Annotated in this window: 16 protein-coding genes; 7 read left to right on the top strand and 9 right to left on the bottom strand. The window is 68.5% G+C overall.

Features of this window, described 5'->3' with window-relative positions; genetic code table 11:
• Window positions 1-88 precede the first annotated feature (88 nt).
• Window positions 89-1,252 (bottom strand): glycosyltransferase, encoded by a 1,164-nt coding sequence (locus FPY90_RS06020; RefSeq protein WP_498684470.1) that lies wholly within the window; start codon window positions 1,250-1,252, stop codon window positions 89-91.
• A 106-nt stretch (window positions 1,253-1,358) separates the two neighbouring features.
• Here FPY90_RS06020 and FPY90_RS06015 point away from each other — a divergent pair, with 106 nt between their 5' ends.
• Complete coding sequence (locus tag FPY90_RS06015; protein ID WP_498684468.1) at window positions 1,359-2,225, top strand: glycosyltransferase family 2 protein; 867 nt, start codon at window positions 1,359-1,361, stop codon at window positions 2,223-2,225.
• 8 nt (window positions 2,226-2,233) lie between these two features.
• Here the strand turns inward: FPY90_RS06015 and FPY90_RS06010 are convergent, their stop codons facing one another.
• From FPY90_RS06010 to FPY90_RS05975, 8 genes are all read right to left on the bottom strand, one after another.
• Entirely contained in the window at window positions 2,234-3,289 is a 1,056-nt protein-coding gene (locus FPY90_RS06010) for a glycosyltransferase (RefSeq protein ID WP_175475555.1), read from the bottom strand.
• Window positions 3,286-4,395 carry a glycosyltransferase gene (locus FPY90_RS06005; RefSeq protein ID WP_498684466.1) on the bottom strand — a complete coding sequence of 370 codons (1,110 nt, stop codon included), beginning with the start codon at window positions 4,393-4,395 and terminating at the stop codon, window positions 3,286-3,288. Before FPY90_RS06005 ends, FPY90_RS06010 begins: the two co-directional genes overlap by 4 nt.
• A 1,384-nt stretch (window positions 4,396-5,779) precedes the next feature.
• A complete protein-coding gene (locus FPY90_RS06000) occupies window positions 5,780-6,256 on the bottom strand; it encodes a pyridoxamine 5'-phosphate oxidase family protein (RefSeq protein WP_071216634.1) in 477 nt (158 codons plus the stop codon).
• 343 nt (window positions 6,257-6,599) lie between these two features.
• Window positions 6,600-7,412 carry an alpha/beta fold hydrolase gene (locus FPY90_RS05995; protein ID WP_498684464.1) on the bottom strand — a complete coding sequence of 271 codons (813 nt, stop codon included), beginning with the start codon at window positions 7,410-7,412 and terminating at the stop codon, window positions 6,600-6,602.
• Complete coding sequence (locus FPY90_RS05990) at window positions 7,358-7,813, bottom strand: antibiotic biosynthesis monooxygenase family protein (protein ID WP_498684463.1); 456 nt, start codon at window positions 7,811-7,813, stop codon at window positions 7,358-7,360. Before FPY90_RS05990 ends, FPY90_RS05995 begins: the two co-directional genes overlap by 55 nt.
• 125 nt (window positions 7,814-7,938) lie before the next feature.
• Complete coding sequence (locus tag FPY90_RS05985) at window positions 7,939-8,385, bottom strand: SRPBCC family protein (RefSeq protein ID WP_498684462.1); 447 nt, start codon at window positions 8,383-8,385, stop codon at window positions 7,939-7,941.
• Window positions 8,386-8,412: 27 nt separating this feature from the next.
• Window positions 8,413-9,381 (bottom strand): TIGR03086 family metal-binding protein, encoded by a 969-nt coding sequence (locus tag FPY90_RS05980; RefSeq protein ID WP_498684461.1) that lies wholly within the window; start codon window positions 9,379-9,381, stop codon window positions 8,413-8,415.
• A 21-nt stretch (window positions 9,382-9,402) separates the two neighbouring features.
• On the bottom strand, window positions 9,403-9,702 hold the full coding sequence (locus FPY90_RS05975) for an ArsR/SmtB family transcription factor (protein WP_071216629.1): 300 nt from the start codon (window positions 9,700-9,702) through the stop codon (window positions 9,403-9,405).
• A gap of 156 nt (window positions 9,703-9,858) precedes the next feature.
• Between FPY90_RS05975 and FPY90_RS05970 the strand changes: the two genes are divergently transcribed.
• From FPY90_RS05970 to FPY90_RS05945, 6 genes are all read left to right on the top strand, one after another.
• Window positions 9,859-10,587, top strand: a complete 729-nt coding sequence (locus tag FPY90_RS05970; protein WP_286135742.1) for an NUDIX hydrolase — start codon at window positions 9,859-9,861, stop codon at window positions 10,585-10,587.
• A complete protein-coding gene (nadA, locus tag FPY90_RS05965) occupies window positions 10,584-11,852 on the top strand; it encodes a quinolinate synthase NadA (protein ID WP_498684458.1) in 1,269 nt (422 codons plus the stop codon). The genes FPY90_RS05970 and nadA overlap by 4 nt, the downstream gene beginning before the upstream one ends.
• Window positions 11,849-13,531, top strand: a complete 1,683-nt coding sequence (nadB, locus tag FPY90_RS05960; RefSeq protein WP_498684454.1) for an L-aspartate oxidase — start codon at window positions 11,849-11,851, stop codon at window positions 13,529-13,531. Before nadA ends, nadB begins: the two co-directional genes overlap by 4 nt.
• Entirely contained in the window at window positions 13,524-14,459 is a 936-nt protein-coding gene (gene nadC, locus FPY90_RS05955; protein ID WP_498684451.1) for a carboxylating nicotinate-nucleotide diphosphorylase, read from the top strand. The genes nadB and nadC overlap by 8 nt, the downstream gene beginning before the upstream one ends.
• Entirely contained in the window at window positions 14,456-15,601 is a 1,146-nt protein-coding gene (locus FPY90_RS05950) for a cysteine desulfurase family protein (RefSeq protein WP_498684450.1), read from the top strand. Before nadC ends, FPY90_RS05950 begins: the two co-directional genes overlap by 4 nt.
• 82 nt (window positions 15,602-15,683) lie before the next feature.
• On the top strand, window positions 15,684-16,187 hold the full coding sequence (locus FPY90_RS05945; RefSeq protein ID WP_498684448.1) for an ATP-dependent endonuclease: 504 nt from the start codon (window positions 15,684-15,686) through the stop codon (window positions 16,185-16,187).
• Window positions 16,188-16,680 lie beyond the last annotated feature (493 nt).

Genomic DNA, 16,680 nt, shown 5'->3' with positions numbered 1-16,680 from the left:
GGCGGTTCCCGCCCCGTCGACGACGTCCACCCGGGTGGGGCAGGGGCCTGCGGACCCAGCCTTCCCCGGTCGGCGGCACCATGGGGATTCATCGCGCCGGAGGGATACCGGCGACGAGCGTTTCGTAGATTTCGCGGTGGGCCCGCGCGATCCCGAGGCGCTGCCTGCGGCGCCCCGCCGCGTCAAGTCCCGGCAGTCCCCGACGCAGCAACAATGTCCGGACCGCCTCAAGAAGCGAATCTTCATCCACCCCGCCGGGGGCCAGCCGGAACGTGGCAACCGAGGCATCTTGGCCGGAATAGTGCCCGCAGTCGGGCACCGCGACGGGCGTGCCCACGTCCAGTGCCGCTTCGAGCCAGCCCGAGTGGGTGCCGAAGCGGTAAGGCAGGACACAGGCATCCAGCGATGCGAGGTAGGCGAAGAGCTCCGGCTCGCTGAAGTACTCGTGGGTCTGCAGCTCCCAGAGTCCCGACTTCGCGCCGGCGTGCAACTTATTCGCCAGCGCCGGCCGGTATTCGGCGTGGCCCGGATCCAGGGGCTGCGCGTGGATATTGACCTGGAGCCCGGCGGAGGGGATCTTCCCCACGACTCGCGCCAGTGGATCAAGGATTCCCGTGTCCATGTTGGGCCGCAAGCCCTTGAAGTGCACGCCGATCCGCTTCATAGACCCGGCGGGCCGTGTTTCGGCCCGCCGTTGGCGTGCGGCACGGATCCGTTCCATGGACGCGCAGTCCACGACGTGCGGATGCGGGAGCACCTGGGCATCGACGGCCCAGCGCCGGCGGATCTCCGCCGCCGCGGCCTCGGTCAGCGTGATCAGCTTGTCCGCCGCCGGAATCAGCACATCGAGCAGCTCCAGGTGCGCGGCTGGGTCGGGCTGGTGCGGGTTGACGAGATCGTGCACCGTGTAAACTAGGGGCTTGCTGAGGCGGCGCAACTCGGAGACCAGGTCACGCAGCCGTGCCGGGGTTGCAGCGTCAAAGCCGAAATGAATGTGCATCAAGTCAAAGGCGTCATGGTTGGCCCGCACCCAGTCGGCCGAAAGCATGGCAGGAGGCCACCACCCGGATTGAACGGATCGCACGCCGGTTTCGGGCGGAGGATCGGGCAGCCGGAGCACCTGCGGCGAGGCCGAGGCCTCTGGGTCCTCAAGATGGCGAATATAGATCTGGTTACTCGGGATGGATGCGACCCTGACAGGTCCGGTGATGCGTGCGCGGTTCAAGTATTCCTCCCGGGAGTTGGCGAACATGGGCGGGGTGCCCGAGGGCCCATTGGACGTGGACGTATGCTGGTGCAGTACGGCGGACGGCAGCCGGTGCCTTCCCGGCACGACCGCGGGAAGTGGAGGAGGATGGATGGAATCTCGGAGCTTTTCGGTTCTCGTGATCGCCCACGGGAGGGCAGGACACTTGCGCAACCTGCTGGCTGGCGTGGAACGCTCGGCCGAGCTCCCTGGCGAAGTGGTCCTCGTCTACATGAATGAGCCGAATCCGGCCCCTGTTTCGTGCTGCGTGCCGTTGCGCATCCACCATGTTTCCTCGCGTCCGGGCGAAGCGGGCCTGCCGCTGGCACGGGCCCGCAACACGGCCGCACGTGCGGCGGCTGGCCCGAATCTGGTGTTCCTGGACGTGGACTGCATCCCGTCGGCCACGCTGTTCACAGCACTGCTCGATGCCATCGACGCGGGACCGGCGCTGGCCATGGCGACCCCCCGGTATCTTACGGCTGCGCTCCGCGACGGTGCCGGTGACGATGATGCAGCATTGCTTGCCGCTTCCGTCCCGCACCATGCCCGGTGGGACCTGGCGGCGAGCGGGACCGGCTGGCGCCACGAGATGTTCTGGTCGCTGGGCTTTTCCATCGAGTCCGAGCAATTTTTCCACTTGGGCGGATTTGACGAGGGCTATTCCGGTTACGGTGCCGAGGACACCGATTTCGCCTTCAAGGCGCGCGAGCGCCTGGTACCCGTGAGATTTGTGCCCGAACCGCTGTTCCACCAGCACCACGGGGTGCACAAGCCGCCGTTGAACCACTTCGAGGCCATCATTGCCAATGCCCGAAAGTTTTACGCACGTTGGGGCACCTGGCCCATGGAAGGCTGGTTGGGAGCATTTGCCGAGAGGGGATTGATTCAGTGGGACCCCGCCGGCTCCGGGATCGGGGTCCAGCGGATGCCGACCACAGCGGAAGTCGCGGCAACCCGCAGCAACGATCCCTACTGAATCCTGGATCATGTCCCTGCCGTTTCGAGGCAAGCGGCGAGCATCGACTCCAACGCCTCGGAGAAGCATGAGGGGGTGACCAACAAGGTGCTGGCCAATGTCGCGGGATCCGTGCCGACCGCCCGTTCCAGCAGATCCGGCCAATCGACGGTGGTCTCCCATGATCCGAGTACCGGTACTCCCGCTTTCTCCTCAAGCGCCCGGGCAAAATGAAGTTGCTCGCCGTGGGGCCGGTCCTCGGGGACCAACAGCACCGGGCGCCCGCTCGCGGCGGCTGCCACGACTGCGTTGTGGCCCGCCGAGCTAATGACCAAGTCCGCTTCGCTCATCGTCCGAGTCGGATCGGACAGGACCCCGTGCAGTCGGAGGTTAGGCGGCAGCGGGGTCCCGTCCTGGTCCACCGCACCGGCAACCTCCCATTGCCAACCACTGGATGCGGCAGCCGCGTCCGCCAACTGCCGCAGCGGAATCGAGGACGCCAGCGATGTCTGCACCACCACGCGACGGCGGCGGGATCGAGCGGCACGGGGAACCGTTGGCGCAGGCATGGATCCCGGCGCGCCCAGGTAGTGGCTCTTCTCGCCGAAGTCCCTTAAGTGGGCGGGGTCCTCGAGAGCTGCCGGAAAATACCCAAAGATTCCGTCGGAGACCTCATAGGCAAGTCGATGCGCAGGGTCGGTGCGGTCCCCTGGCATTCGCCGGAAGGCTACGGGGTAGCCGCTGAGCCTGGCAAACAAGGCGACTTCCACGGAGACATCCACCATGACCACGTCCGGGGCAAACCGCGCCCAGGCCTGGTTCAACATGGTGAAGCGCCGTTGGATGCCAGGCCCGACCGGGGCATAGTGCAGGGCGTCCCCGGAACGCATCTTTCCGTGCTTCTGCAGAGGACCTGCATCCGCGGGCAATGCCACGTATTCCAGGTCCCCTGACAACAGATCAAGCCGGCGCTCGCCGGTGCTGGCGACCTGCAATTCCATTCCGCCCAGTTCCGCCAGGCGCTGTGCATGACGCAAGTGCCCGGTGCCATGGTGGTGGGCGTAGTAAGAGACCTTGTACTTCACGAGAGCCGCCCCGGGGTGCATTGCGGCATGGGCACAACTGAACGCAAGTGCCCTTCATAAGCGTCGATCATCGAGTCCAACGAAAAAGAGCGCACACTGGCGCGTACCTTCCCACGGTCCAGTTCCCGGGCCCCGAGGACGGCCCTGGCCAGGGATCCGGCGTCGGGGCCCGTGGCAAGGACACCGGAGTGCCTGTTGATGATTTCGGTCATCGCGCCGAACGGAAGCGCGGCAACCGGGGTGCCGCAAGCGATCGCCTCCAGGGTGGTGAGTCCAAAGGGTTCCTCCCACAATGGCGAGGAAATGAACACCTGGGCCGACGCAATCATGGCGCCCAGTTCCCCTTGATCCAGATGCCCGAGATAGATGATGTCTGCGTCCAGTTCCGGTTCGACCAATGCACTGAAGTAGTCTCGGTCCTGGATCGGGCCGGCGATCTTCAGCTTCATGTTGGTTGCACGGGCAGCGGCGATGGCCAAGTGGGTACCCTTTTCCGGCGTGATGCGCCCGGTCCAAGCAGCGGTGCCGCGCAGTGGGCCAGCACCGGCCCGCCAGCTATCCAGCGTGATGCCGTTGTGGACCACGTCGACCTCAGGCAACCATTGGCGCCAGGCGCTGGCGTTGGCATGCGAGACGGTGACGTGGCGGTGCGCCGAGTCCGGACTCCAGCCCGGGGCACCGAATATCTCGGCCAGGCGGGGCAAGACCGGGGTGTGCAGGACATGCAAGGTCGGTACCCCGGCGAGTTCCCGGTGGGGTACGGGGCTGAGGGAATTATTCAACACTGCATCAAATCGTTCTCCGCGGATACGCCTGACGGCCCGGGCCATGGCGCTATCGAGGACGAGGTGTTGCCGGTCGCGCCCATCGCTGTCGGGGTAGCCGTCCACCGCATAGGAACGCGCGAGCACGGGTTCGACCCGGCATGTGGCTTCGCTGCCCTGTTTTGCAAAGAGCGTGACATCATGTCCGCGAGCAGCGAGTCCGTCGACCAGATGGGCGGTGTGGGATTCCATGCCGCCGGCAAATGGCGGGACCACCGGGTGGTGCAAGTGCGCCAGGACCGCGATCCGAAGGCGGTCGTCTGCGGGGAGGGCTCGGATCATGTACGCATCCGCATGGAAAGCTATCTCCTTCGTCAGGGCGCTGGCAGGTGGGCGCCTTCCGCCTATGTATCGGGAAGTGTGGTGTTCTGTCAGGATATGGTCAGAAGTTCGGTCTCGGATAGCTTTTTGCAACCCCAGGAAGAATCCGCGGGGTGCGACCGCCCATTCCCCGGCGCAGGGCAGACCGGGCAGCGGGCGGGGCCAACGTGAAAGGAAGCAACATGCCCGGCCGATCCCTTCGGATTCGCTACCACTCGAGACGCTCCGTGACGGGGTTCGGCACGCCATGTCGCCGCCGCAGGGCACACGCAGTGCCCGGCATGGCGGCGATGGCCCAGCAGCGTGAGGAACACGGCGGCGAATCGGAAGCCTGCCGCAAGTCGTAGAGCTCCGCACAGGCCGGGCGGCAGAAACGGCTGGAGTGGCTACCGGAGCCAGGACCGGACAAAGACCGCGCTGATCACGTCACTGAGGAATTCCGGGGGTTCCCCGGCAACCAAGGAGGAACGACATTCCAACCACACCACAAAACGCCGGTACCGAACATGCGGACGATTATTCCGAGGTCGTCTTGGGATCACATACCGATGGGTAGTCCCATGGGGACCCCCAACGGTCCGGCGAAGCCGGGAATGGTCGACCCGTTCCGGGGCCCCGAATGCTTCAGCGCCCAATTTCCTGACGAGGCGGAAGCCGGGTCGGGGATCGGCAATGTTCCGACTATCGGCGCATCCGGTCCGGGGTCGGGTCGCGACCGGGGCAGTCCGAGCTTGGCCGCGCCCGCTGTCGATCCTGAAGCGGACGGTACTGGATTGGAGGCGCCGCCAGAGGGCCAGGACCACTTCGACGCAGGTATACCCAACCATCTCGCAATCGGACCGAAAAACCGGCGTTGGCTTGGTCTCGGTGCCCGATGCGGGACAACGCCGCTGCGCCGTGCCGCAACACGGCGAACCCGAGCAGGATGCCAGAGACCGTGAAGCCGAAGCCGACCCGTTGAACCTACGGCCGAAAGATCTGGAACGCTCAGGCATCTACGATGGTCCGGCCAGGCACACCGGGTCGGCAACGACCAAACCTGGAAGCTGAATTCGAAATCGCTGGACATGAGAATATCCCACGGCCAAGAAATCAGGTTTCGAGCCGGAGGTCGAGCAGACCTCGGCGCCCGGGGAAGCAGCAGGGGACAAACCCCCGCAATGCCGGGACCATGGGTACGAGGCGTAGCGTCGCACCGCGCGCAGTCGCGGGTGTTCCCGTGGCTTGATTCGTCCCCGGCGGGATGCCACGACATCATGCACCGCAAACGCGTGCCGGGTCCCTGGCTTCCGGAAAGCCAGGGACCCGGCACGTCACGTTGGTGGAGCCAGAGCCAGAGCCTGAGCTAGAGCTCGACCGTGGCGGAGTCGCCGGGGGCGCTGCCCTTGCCGGTGACCTTTTGCTTGACCCAGCTGGCCACAACACTTGCCGCACCGCCGGGGTTTTCCCAGTACTCCGCGGAATCCGATTCGACATGGAGCAACACGGTGTTCGGTGAATCGACACCGTCGGGGGCGAAGGTCTCGACCATCGAATTCCACAACTCGCGCTTCTTCTCGACTTCCTGAACCACTGTCGCCCGGCCGCTGACAGACACCCACTTCTTTGCGCCCGCAAAGGAGACGTTGACGCTGTGGTTGGCCTTGACCTCTCCGACGATCTCGGAGCTAACGGTGGAGAAAAACCAGAGGTCCCCGTTCCCGTCCACCTCCGTAACCGTGAGTGGACGGCTAAGCAGCGCGTCCCTTCCGTGCGTGGTGAACATGCCGATCCGCACGTCCTTGATGATCTCGAGAACCTTTTCTACCTCTTCGTTGGCCATGCTGTAGCTCCTTTGATATCTGGGTTTGCCCCACGCTACCGGTTATCTGTCGAGATGGAAGGAATTGGCAAACATCGGCCAGCGACTTGCTTCGGCGTGAGGGGTTAGGTCCGGATGCAGGTTCGGGCGATTACCGCTTCCTCGGGGCACCATCTACGACGGCCCGATGAAAAGCGCCGTCGCGCGGTGGCCGATGCACCCTGGCCGGTCCAGGAATGGGTCCGCGACATCCGCGCGCGACGGATGACGTTGCCGCCGTGGGTCCTGTGGAACACCGGGGCCCTGGTCCGTGCAACACCACGGCCATGCCGAAGCAGGGGCGCCGTGCCCTCGTCGTTCCCGATCAGTCGGCCAGGAACGATACGGCCGCGTTTCTGAATTCCCGGCTGGTCACCGCGTTGGCATGGTCGCGTCCGGCCAGCCAGAGCACGGACTTCTCGGTGTTGCGGGCTGCCAGCAGCTCGGTCAGCCGCGGCATCGTCGTGGCCAGCGCGTCCCCGTCCCCGGCCACCAGCAGCGTGGGCATGGCGGGGACCATCTGCTCGGGGGAGAAGGGCTCGGTCTTGATGGCCTGGATCATGCTCATGAGCGAGAACATGTCGTTGGATTCCACGGTCATCGACATGCGCAGCAGATCCGCCGTCGACTCGTCGGCGATCGAGGTGCCGTCGGCCAGGAATTGCTGTGCGGCGTCCAGGTCGAAGGCGGCCAGCGGGTCGATGCTCGCCGGCCCGCCGAGCACCAACCGGTTGACCAGCTGCGGCTGGGTGCCCCCGAATTCCCAGGCCAGGCGCGCGCCCAGGGAATAGCCGACCACGTCGACGCCGCTGAGCGGGTCGTTGTCCGACAGGGTTTTCGCCCCGTGGTCCATCAACAGCTGCAGCAAATCCGCGCGCATGCGGCTGGGCGTGTAGGCATCCAGGTCCTCGGGCGCCGGGGAGGTGCCGTGGCCGGGAAGATCGACGGCCAGCACCTTGCGGCCGGCCTCGGTCAGCGAGCGGATCCACCCGGATTTCACCCAGTTCAACTCGCTGGAGGAGGCAAAGCCGTGCAGCAGCACGACGGGTCGCAGCGCCGAGGCGGTGCCGGGTTCGTAAACCGTCAGGCCCAGGGCGTTGGCGGTGCCTTCGACGAGGTGCTCGTGTGTGGATTCCATGTGGCAGATCCTTTCAGATCCGTAAGGGCTTGGCGAATGCCCGGGCCGTGGGCGGGGCGTGTGTCCGGGGCGCTGCCGCCTTGCGGGGCGGGGTGCGGGGCGGTGGTTGCCGGTTCAACGGCCTGAAAGTGTTCGACCACCGGGAATGGCTCGTAGAAGCGATGCAGCAGGGCCTTCCAGTGGCCGTAGTTCCTCGAGCCGCGGAAGCCCACGGTGTGCGCCTCGACGGATGCCCAGGAGACCAGCAGCAGGAAATGGTTGGGCGTCTCGATGCTGCGGGACAGCTGCAGGCCGCCGAAGCCCTCGGTGGCGGAAATCAACGGGCGGGCCTGCTCGAAGGCTGCCATGAATTCGTCCTCCATGCCGGCGATGACCGGCAGCAATGCGTGTTCGGTGATCATGCATCCCAGTGTGCACCACCCCGGCACGCCGAGGCGAAATAGTGCCGCGGCCCCTCTCGTCCGCGGCACTGTGCCGCTGCACCCAATGGGGCGGGGGAGCCTGGGTGGGCGCAGCGGTTCGCGGGTCAGCCGTCGGCTGCTCCGGCCTCGAGCAGGGCCTTGAGCTTGCGCAGGTCCTTGCCCATGGCCCGGCGCATCATCGGCGCCATCAGGAATCCGGCAACCTTCGAAAACCCGGCGGGTTCGCCGGTATTGGCCAGGACCATGCGCGTTGCCGTTCCCACGTCGTCCCACGTGTAGGTGGTCTTCATGGGGAAGGGGCCCTGGGCGGTGCGCATGACCAGCCTGCTGCCGGGCACCCAGCCGGTGAACTTGTAGGTGTATTTCAGCTCCCGCCCCAGGAAGCGGGCGCCGAAGTCCGCGAGCGTGCCCACGCCCAGCGGCGGGCCGCCCCGGTGGTCGGCCGAGCCGATGTTCGCGTACCACGACGGGGCGTTGGAAGGATCGGCCGCATACCCGGCCACGACTGCTCGCGGCCGCTGGATCACGATCTCGCACCTGGGATCGACCATCTTGCCTCCTTGGGCCGCGGACGCGCCTCAGCGGGCCGCGATGTTCCGGCCGGTGAAGGCCACCAGGCGTTCGAGGCTGGCGGCGGATTCGTCGACCAGGGTCTCCTCGGCAAAGCTGTTGCCGCGCATCTTGGGGCCGATGGTGTTCCGGGCGAGCCCCAGCACGTAGTCGGACAGCCCCGGGTGGACCTCCAGCGACCGGCCGGTGGCCGTGGCCAGGTCCCAGGCATGCACCAGGAACTCGAGGTTCAGGATGTTCGCGACGACCGGGGCCGGAAGCTGGGCGAAGCCCATGTCGATGGTGCCCTCCAGCCCGCGCCTGGTGAGGGCCTCGAGCGTCGCCTGCGCGGCGTCGGCCACGCGGGCCTCGGCGGGGGCGGAGGGGTCGTCGAGCAGCTGCAGGCCCAGCGCCTTGCCGATGCCGTGCACCGAACCGACCAAGTGGTCCAGCAGCTGCGTGACGCTGAAGTTCTCGCAGGGCGTCGGCAGCCCGTTGTCGGCGGGCTTGAGCTGGTGCAGCACCCGCTGGACAACGGCCAGGGTTGCCTCGGCGCTGCTGAGCTCGTTGAGCGGATCCGGGATCGCGGCCCAGTCGTCGGCCCCGGCGTCTCCGTCGGTGGCCAGGCGGACCAGGCGCTCGAGGAAGTGGTTCCAGCCCTCGGTGTGCCCGGCAACTTCCCCGGCGGCCAGCCCCTCATGCATGAGGGCGAGCCGGGTGCCGCCGTCGGCAGGCTCCAGGGTGATGGTGACGGTCGAGGCCGCGGAATCGCTGCCTTCCCAGCCCCAGTCGAAGACCAGGTGCTTGCCGGGGTCGACCTCCTTGATGGTTCCGGCCGCCCAGTGGCCCGGCGTGACGGTCCAGCGGTATTCGCCGCCGGCGCGCAGGTCCATGCGCGCCGCGACCACTTGCCAGCGGCGGAGCCGGTCCGGGCGGGTCACCAGCTCGAAGGCGGCCTCGGGATCGATGGGGAGGAACACTGATTTTTCAATGGACATGGGAGTCTCCTAGGGGTGTGTTCATGATTGCGGTCCCGTGGCCTCGTCGACCAGCAGCTCGAGCTCCGAGGTCCAGAAGGACTCCAGCGATCGGCGCAGTGTGGCCATCCCGGACGGGTCGAGGCGGTAGAACCGGTTGCGGCCGTCCTTGCGGGCGGTGACCAGCCCGACTTCTGCCAGCAGCAATAGGTGTTGGGAGATGGCCGAGCGGGTCACGGGGAAGCGTTCGGCCAGTTCGGTGACGGTGTGTTCCCCGTTGGCCAGGATGTGGAGCAGGGCGCGCCGGGTGGGTTCGGCAGCGGTTTCCAGGACGTCGGGCACACAAGATACGTTAGTCGCCACTAACGCATTGCGCAAGGGGTCTGGGCGGTGGTTCGACATGCCGGAAACCTTTCGCGTCACAGGGCTTGTGAACGGGAGGGCCGGGCCGTATTCTTAGTTCTGGTCAAGATGACACTAACTAGGAAGGTGGATCGGTTGCCGTTTTCGAATGTGGCCGAGCGCCGCGAACAACCACCGGCACTGGCCGTGTCCACGGTGATCTTCTCGCTGCGCGACGACGAGCGGACCGGGCGCAAGGGCCTGTGGCTGCCCCTGGTGCGCCGCACCCGCGAACCCTTCCGCGGCCAGTGGGCACTGCCCGGCGGCCCGCTGGGGCCACGCGACTCGCTGCTCGACGCCGCGGCGAACAACCTGCGCGACACCACCGGACTGATCCCGCGCTACCTCGAACAGCTCTACGCCTTCGGGGACCTTGACCGCTCGCCCACCCGCCGGGTGGTTTCCATCGTCTACTGGGCGCTGGTCCGCGAGGACGACCCCCACGACACCGCCACCTCGGTGCTGCTCGATGACCCCAACGTCGCCTGGTTCCGCGCGGAGGACCCCGAGGTGCTGGGCAACCTGGCCTTCGACCACCGGCACATCATCGAATACGCACTCTGGCGGCTGCGCAACAAGGTCGAATACGGTTCCATCGCCCACCGCCTGCTCGGCGAGCGCTTCACCCTCGCCCAGGTCCGCGAGGTCTACGAGGCGGTGCTGGACAAGGCACTGGACCCGGCGAACTTCCGCCGGACCCTGCGCAGCACCCCCGACATCGAGGAAACCGACGAATTCCTCTCCGGCGGCAAGCACCGCCCCCCGCGCCTCTATCGCTACACCGGCTCAACCACCCACCCCCTTGAGAGCGAGAACATCTCATGAGCAGCATCAACGCCACCCTGCAGACCCTGAAGCTCGTTTCCCCCGAAGCAAGCTGCAACACCGACCTGACCAAGGGCCCCTGGCTCTTCGACACCGGGGAGGCCGACTACGGGCCGGGCTCCTCGCAGGAGGACGTGGCCCCGGCCGACACCCCGCGGCAGGGCGAGATCCCGGCCGAGTACCGCGAAGCCTCCGACGCGGAACTGACCGCCCGGATCCTGGCCGCCAAGGAAACCCTGGGAGACGAGCTGGTGGTCCTGGGCCACCACTACCAGCGCGACGAGGTCGTGGCCTTCGCCGACTTCGTGGGGGACTCCTTCCAGTTGGCCAACGCGGCGCTGACCCGCGAGCAGGCCAAGTACATCGTCTTCTGCGGCGTGCACTTCATGGCCGAGACCGCCGACATTCTCTCCACCAAGGAGCAGGCGGTGATCCTGCCGAACCTGGCCGCGGGCTGCTCGATGGCCGACATGGCCGACGAGTCCTCCGTGGAGGAGTGCTGGGAACAGCTCATGGACCTCTACGCGGACGAGGACTCCTCCGACGGGCTGGCCCCGGTCATCCCGGTGACCTACATGAACTCCTCCGCCGCGCTGAAGGCCTTCGTCGGCAAGCACGGCGGGATTGTGTGCACCTCCTCGAACGCCGCCACGGTGCTTCGGTGGGCGTTCGAGCGCGGACGCCGCGTGCTCTTCTTCCCCGACCAGCACCTGGGCCGCAACACCGCCAAGGCCATGGGCATACCGCTGGAGGCGATGCCGATGTGGAACCCGCGCAAGCCGCTGGGCGGTTCCGACGAGGCCACCCTGCACGATGCCAAGGTCATCCTGTGGCACGGCTTCTGCTCGGTGCACAAGCGCTTCACCGTCGCGCAGATCGAGCGCGCCCGGGCCGAGCACCCCGGCGTGCAGATCCTGGCGCACCCCGAGTGCCCGATGCCGGTGGTCGACGCCGCCGATGCGGCAGGGTCCACCGACTACATCCAAAAGGCCGTCGCCGCGGCCCCGGCCGGTTCGGTCTTCGGCATTGCCACCGAGATCAACATGGTCAACCGGCTGGCCGCGCAGCACCCCGAGCACACCGTCTTCTGCCTGGACCCGGTGATCTGCCCGTGCTCCACGATGTACCGCATCCACCCGGGCTACCTCGCCTGGGTGCTCGAGTCCCTGGTGGACGGGGTCGTGCTGAACCGGATCGACGTGCCCGCGGACGTGGCGGCCGACGCCAAGGTCGCCCTGGAACGGATGCTGGCGGCACGGCCGTGAACGCCACCGACCTGGTGGTCGTCGGCTCCGGGGTCGCCGGGCTCTACGCCGCGCTGACCGCCGCGGTCCGCGGGCTGGATGCCACCCTGCTGACCAAGGACGCGCTGGCGGACTCCAACTCCTGGTACGCCCAGGGGGGATTGAGCGCCGTGGGTCCGGCCGGGGCCGCGGCGGGGGATTCGATCGCCAGCCACATCGCCGACACGCTTACCGCCGGGGCGCACTTGAACGACGCGAATGCCGTGGCGATCATGTGCTCCACCGCCTGGGGCCACGTCACCCGGCTCATCGAGGCCGGTGCGCACTTCGACACCGATGCCTCCGGCGCCTTCGCCCTGGGATTGGAGGCCGCGCACGCCCACCCGCGGATCCTGCACGCCGGCGGGGACGCCACCGGCAAGGGGCTGGCCGGCGCGCTGATCGCCGCCTGCCGCGTCCAGCAGGCGGCCGGCCGGCTGGTAATCCGCGAACACGCCTTCGTCACCGAGCTGCTCACCGAGGCCAACCCGTTGGCCCGTGCCCAGCGGGACCCGGCCGCGACGGTCACCGGGGTGCGGGTGCTCGGGCCCGACGGGCAACACGAGGACCTCTTCGCCAAGGCCGTGCTGCTGGCCACCGGCGGGGCCGGGCAGCTCTTTGCCGCGACCACCAACCCGTTGGGCGCCACCGGAGACGGGGCCGCCCTGGCCTACCGGGCCGGCGCGGCGCTGGCCGATGCCGAATTCATCCAGTTCCACCCGACCCTGGTGTCCCCGGGCGGCTTCATGGTCTCCGAGGCGGTGCGCGGCGAGGGCGCGGTGCTCATCGACGGCCACGGCGAACGCTTCATGTCGAAGGTCCACCCGGATGCCGAACTGGCGCCCCGCGACGTGGTGGCCCGCGCCATCCACGCCGTGCGCGCCAACGGCGGCACCGTTCACCTGGATGCCCGCGGCGTGGAGGCCACCCACGGGCCCGGGTTCCTGGCCCGGCGCTTCCCGTCCATCACCGCCGAACTGGCCAAGCTGGGCTGGGACCTGGCCGCCGAACCGGTGCCCGTCACCCCGGCCGCCCACTACTGGATGGGCGGGATCCTCACCAACGACACCGGCGCCACCACGCTGCCCGGGCTCTACGCCGCCGGGGAGGCCGCCTGCACCGGGGTGCACGGCGCCAACCGGCTGGCCTCCAACTCGCTGCTCGAGGGCCTGGTCTTCGCCTGGCGCACCGTGGCGAACCTGCCGGCCAACCCGCCGGGCGCCGCCGCGGCAAGCAGCGCGGACACCAGCAGCGCGCTCATGAACGTGATCGTGACCCAGCCCGCCGCCGCCGGGGATGCCGACGACGCGGACGCGCGCGCGCGAGGCGAAGCACGCCGGGAAATGGAACTGTCCGCGCTGCAGGCCCTGGCCCAGGCGCACCTGGGTGTCGAACGCACCGCGCAGGGCCTGCGCACCGCGCTGGCCCAACTCGCACGCTGGCGCGTCACAACCCATGACCGCGCCTCCCACGAGCGGGCCAACCTGCTTGACCTCGCCAAACTCATCGCCACCGCCGCGCTGAACCGGGAAAACTCCCTCGGCGCGCACTACCGCTCCGACGCCCCCGAGGCGCCGCAGCCGCTCAACGGGCACCTGCCCCGCTACGCCCAGGTGCCGGCCACCACGAACCTGAACCTAAGGATCTCCTCCCTTGTCTGACTTCACCAGCACCGCCACGGCCACAGTCGCCCCGGCCCGCCCCGCCACCCTTCTTCCGGTCCCAGCCCGCGCCATCGAGAAGATCGTGCTCGCCGCCCTGGAGGAGGACAACCCGCGCGGGGACGTGACCGGCAACGTGCTGATCCCCGAAGGCACCACCGCCACCGCCGCGGTCATCGCCCGCGAACCGGGCATCTGCGCCGGGCTTCAGACCTTCATCGCGGCCATGAAGCTCACCGACCCCGCCCTGGAACTGCGCCCGGCGCTCGCCGACGGGGACGCCTTCACCACCGGCGACACCCTGGTCACCGTGTCCGGCCCGGCCCGCGGGCTGTTGGCCGGGGAACGCGTGGGGCTGAACCTGCTCCAGCGCCTGAGCGGCATCGCCACCGCCACCGCGGCCTTCGTGGAGGCGGCCGCGGGCACCAACGCGCGCATCGTGGACACCCGCAAGACCACCCCGGGGCTGCGCGTGCTTGAACGCTACGCGGTGCGCTGCGGCGGCGGGCACAACCACCGCGACAACCTCTCCGAGGCCGTCATGGCCAAGGACAACCACCTGGCGCTGCTGGGCACCGGCTCCGAGCTGACCGCCGCGCTGCGCGCCGCCCGGGCCAACCTCGGGCACACCGTGCACTTCGAGGTGGAAATCGACTCGCTGGACCAGCTCGACGCGGTGCTGGCCGCCGGGGTCGACACCATCATGCTTGACAACTTCTCCGTCGCGGACCTGGCCGCCGGGGTGCGCCGGATCGCCGGCGCCGCGCTGGTCGAGGCCTCGGGCAACGTGAAGCTGGAGACCGTGGCGGCCATCGCCGCCACCGGGGTCGATGTGATTTCCTCCGGCGCGCTGACCCACTCGGTGCGCGCCCTGGACCTCGGCCTGGACATCGCCATCGATCGCGGCCGCGGGGCGGACACCCCGTGATCTACCTCGATGCGGCGGCCACCACGCCCGTGCGCCAGGACGTCCTGGACGTCATTATCCCGCTGCTGACCAGCGACTACGGCAATCCCTCCAGCACCCACTCGATGGGCCAGACCGCCGCGCGCGCGTTGGACTACGCCCGGGGAACCGCGGCCAAGGTGCTCGGGGTGCGCACCGGGGACGTGGTCTTCACTTCCGGCGGCACCGAGTCCAACAACCTGGCCATCAAGGGCCTGGCGCTCGGAAACCCGCGCGGGCGCCACCTCATCCATTCCGCCATCGAGCACCCCGCCGTGGCCGAGGCCTGCGCCTACCTGGTCAAGCACCACGGGTTCGAGCTCGACGTGGCCCCGGTCGACGGCCTCGGGATCCTGGACCTGGACGCGTTCGCCAAGCTGCTGCGCCCGGACACCACGCTGGTCTCGGTGATGGCGGTGAACAACGAGGTCGGCACCGTCCAGCCGGTCGCCGAGGCGGCAGCGGCCGCCCGCGCGGTCGGGGCCCTGGTGCATTGCGACGGGGTGCAGGCCGCCGGCTGGCTGGACATGGCCGAGATTGCCGCGCATGTCGATGCGCTGAGCATCTCCGGGCACAAGATCGGCGGGCTCAAGGGCGCCGGGCTGCTGATGGTCCGCGGCAAGCTGGCCCTGGAGCCGTTGATCCACGGCGGCGGGCAGGAACGCGAACGCCGCTCCGGGACCGAAAACGTGGCCGGGGCCGTGGCCACCGCCACCGCACTGTCCCTGGCCGCCGAGGCCAACGCCACCGGGACCGCGCAGGGCCACGGCAGGCACCTCATCGACACCGTGCTGGGCGGGCTGAACACCGACGGGCGGATCCGCGCCCGGCTCACCGGGGATCCGGAGCGCCGCGTGCCCGGCATCGTCTCCTTCGTGTTCCCCGAAACCGGCGGCGAGACGGTGCTGCTGGAACTCGAGCGCCGCGGGGTGGTGTGCTCCTCCGGGTCGGCCTGCGCCGCCGGGTCCACCGATCCCTCGCACGTTTTGCTGGCCATGGGGTACGACGAGGACACCGCGCACACCGCGGTGCGGCTGAGCTTCACCCGCACCGTGAAGGAAGCGGAAATCGCCACCGCCGCCCGCGCCGTGGTGGCGGCGGTCAAGGCCATAGCCGGCCGGTAGCTCCCGGACCCGGCGGACCGTGGGTTCGCGATCCCGGCCGGATCCCTTGGGCCGGGGACTCCCTTCGTGATTTCATGGCCCCATGTCGATTGTGCTGGTTGAAGGCGACTCCGACGCCGTCGCCGTGCGGACCCTGGCCGGGAGGCTCGGCCTGCCCACCCCGCGCGTGCTGCCCGTCGGCGGGTCCAAGGGCGCCCGCCGCGCGGCAGGTCAGCTGGACGGGCAGCGGCTGCTTGGCCTGGTGGATGCGGCCGAGCGGCGCGACTTCGAGCGGGTGCTTGCCACCGTGTTCGTCTGCGACCCGGACCTGGAAGCCGAATTCGTCCGCGCCCTGGGCATCGAGGGAATCGAAGCGGTGATCGCCGGGCAGGGCGAACTCGAATCCTTCCGCCGCCTGCAGGCCCAGCCCAACCTGTCCGACAAGCCCGTCGAACACCAGCTGGCCCGGTTCTTCGGCGGCCGCAGCGGCAACAAGGTGCGCTACGCCCGGCTGCTGGCCGAGGCGGTGCCCCTGGACGCGATTCCCGCCCCGCTGGCCGGTCTGCTTGCCGCGCTCGACGACGGGGATCCGGCTGCCGGAGCCTGATGGGCGGCAATTTCCCTTCCCCCAGGCTTGCGGGGGACGGGGAACCTCTCCTTGACGCCCTTCACAACCTTGGGGTTGTGCGATAAACATGGATGCCTGGAAGAAGACGCGAGCGCAGCAGCCCCGATGACACCGGCGGCCATCACGGCCAGGGCACAGGTCCTGGCGCGCGAACACCGGTTGATGCGCGCGGAACTGGTTGATCCGGCGTCCGGCGGGACTGTCGCAGGGTGAGGTCGCCGAGCGCATGGGGGGTTACGCAGCAGGCAGTTTCAAAGTTCGAGTCGTACGATGCCGACCCCAAGCTATCGACCCTCCGGCGCTACGCCAATGCGGTGGGAGCGCTTCTCGGGCACCGGGTTGAGCGGGACCACGGGCAGTCCGAAGCGCTGGCCGGTGATGCTTGCGCGCGCGTGAGCGCGCGAGGCAACGCCGGTTCCGCCGACCAGCCGTAACCGATCCTGAAAGACGCCTGCGGGCGCACGGCTGTGGA

Source organism: Arthrobacter sp. C2, assembly GCA_024207135.1.
Lineage (GTDB): Bacteria > Actinomycetota > Actinomycetes > Actinomycetales > Micrococcaceae > Paeniglutamicibacter.
The sequence above is the reverse complement of the archived record's forward strand: the minus strand, read 5'-3'. Positions and strand labels throughout refer to the sequence as shown.

Excerpts from the sequence above, each read along its gene's own strand:
- FPY90_RS06020 (WP_498684470.1), bottom strand. The coding sequence starts at position 1,252 with ATGTTCGCCAACTCCCGGGAGGAATACTTGAACCGCGCACGCATCACC.
- FPY90_RS06015 (WP_498684468.1), top strand. The coding sequence starts at position 1,359 with ATGGAATCTCGGAGCTTTTCGGTTCTCGTGATCGCCCACGGGAGGGCA.
- FPY90_RS06005 (WP_498684466.1), bottom strand. The coding sequence starts at position 4,395 with ATGATCCGAGCCCTCCCCGCAGACGACCGCCTTCGGATCGCGGTCCTG.
- FPY90_RS06000 (WP_071216634.1), bottom strand. The coding sequence starts at position 6,256 with ATGGCCAACGAAGAGGTAGAAAAGGTTCTCGAGATCATCAAGGACGTG.
- FPY90_RS05995 (WP_498684464.1), bottom strand. The coding sequence starts at position 7,412 with ATGGAATCCACACACGAGCACCTCGTCGAAGGCACCGCCAACGCCCTG.
- FPY90_RS05990 (WP_498684463.1), bottom strand. The coding sequence starts at position 7,813 with ATGATCACCGAACACGCATTGCTGCCGGTCATCGCCGGCATGGAGGAC.
- FPY90_RS05985 (WP_498684462.1), bottom strand. The coding sequence starts at position 8,385 with ATGGTCGATCCCAGGTGCGAGATCGTGATCCAGCGGCCGCGAGCAGTC.
- FPY90_RS05980 (WP_498684461.1), bottom strand. The coding sequence starts at position 9,381 with ATGTCCATTGAAAAATCAGTGTTCCTCCCCATCGATCCCGAGGCCGCC.
- nadA (WP_498684458.1), top strand. The coding sequence starts at position 10,584 with ATGAGCAGCATCAACGCCACCCTGCAGACCCTGAAGCTCGTTTCCCCC.
- FPY90_RS05945 (WP_498684448.1), top strand. The coding sequence starts at position 15,684 with ATGTCGATTGTGCTGGTTGAAGGCGACTCCGACGCCGTCGCCGTGCGG.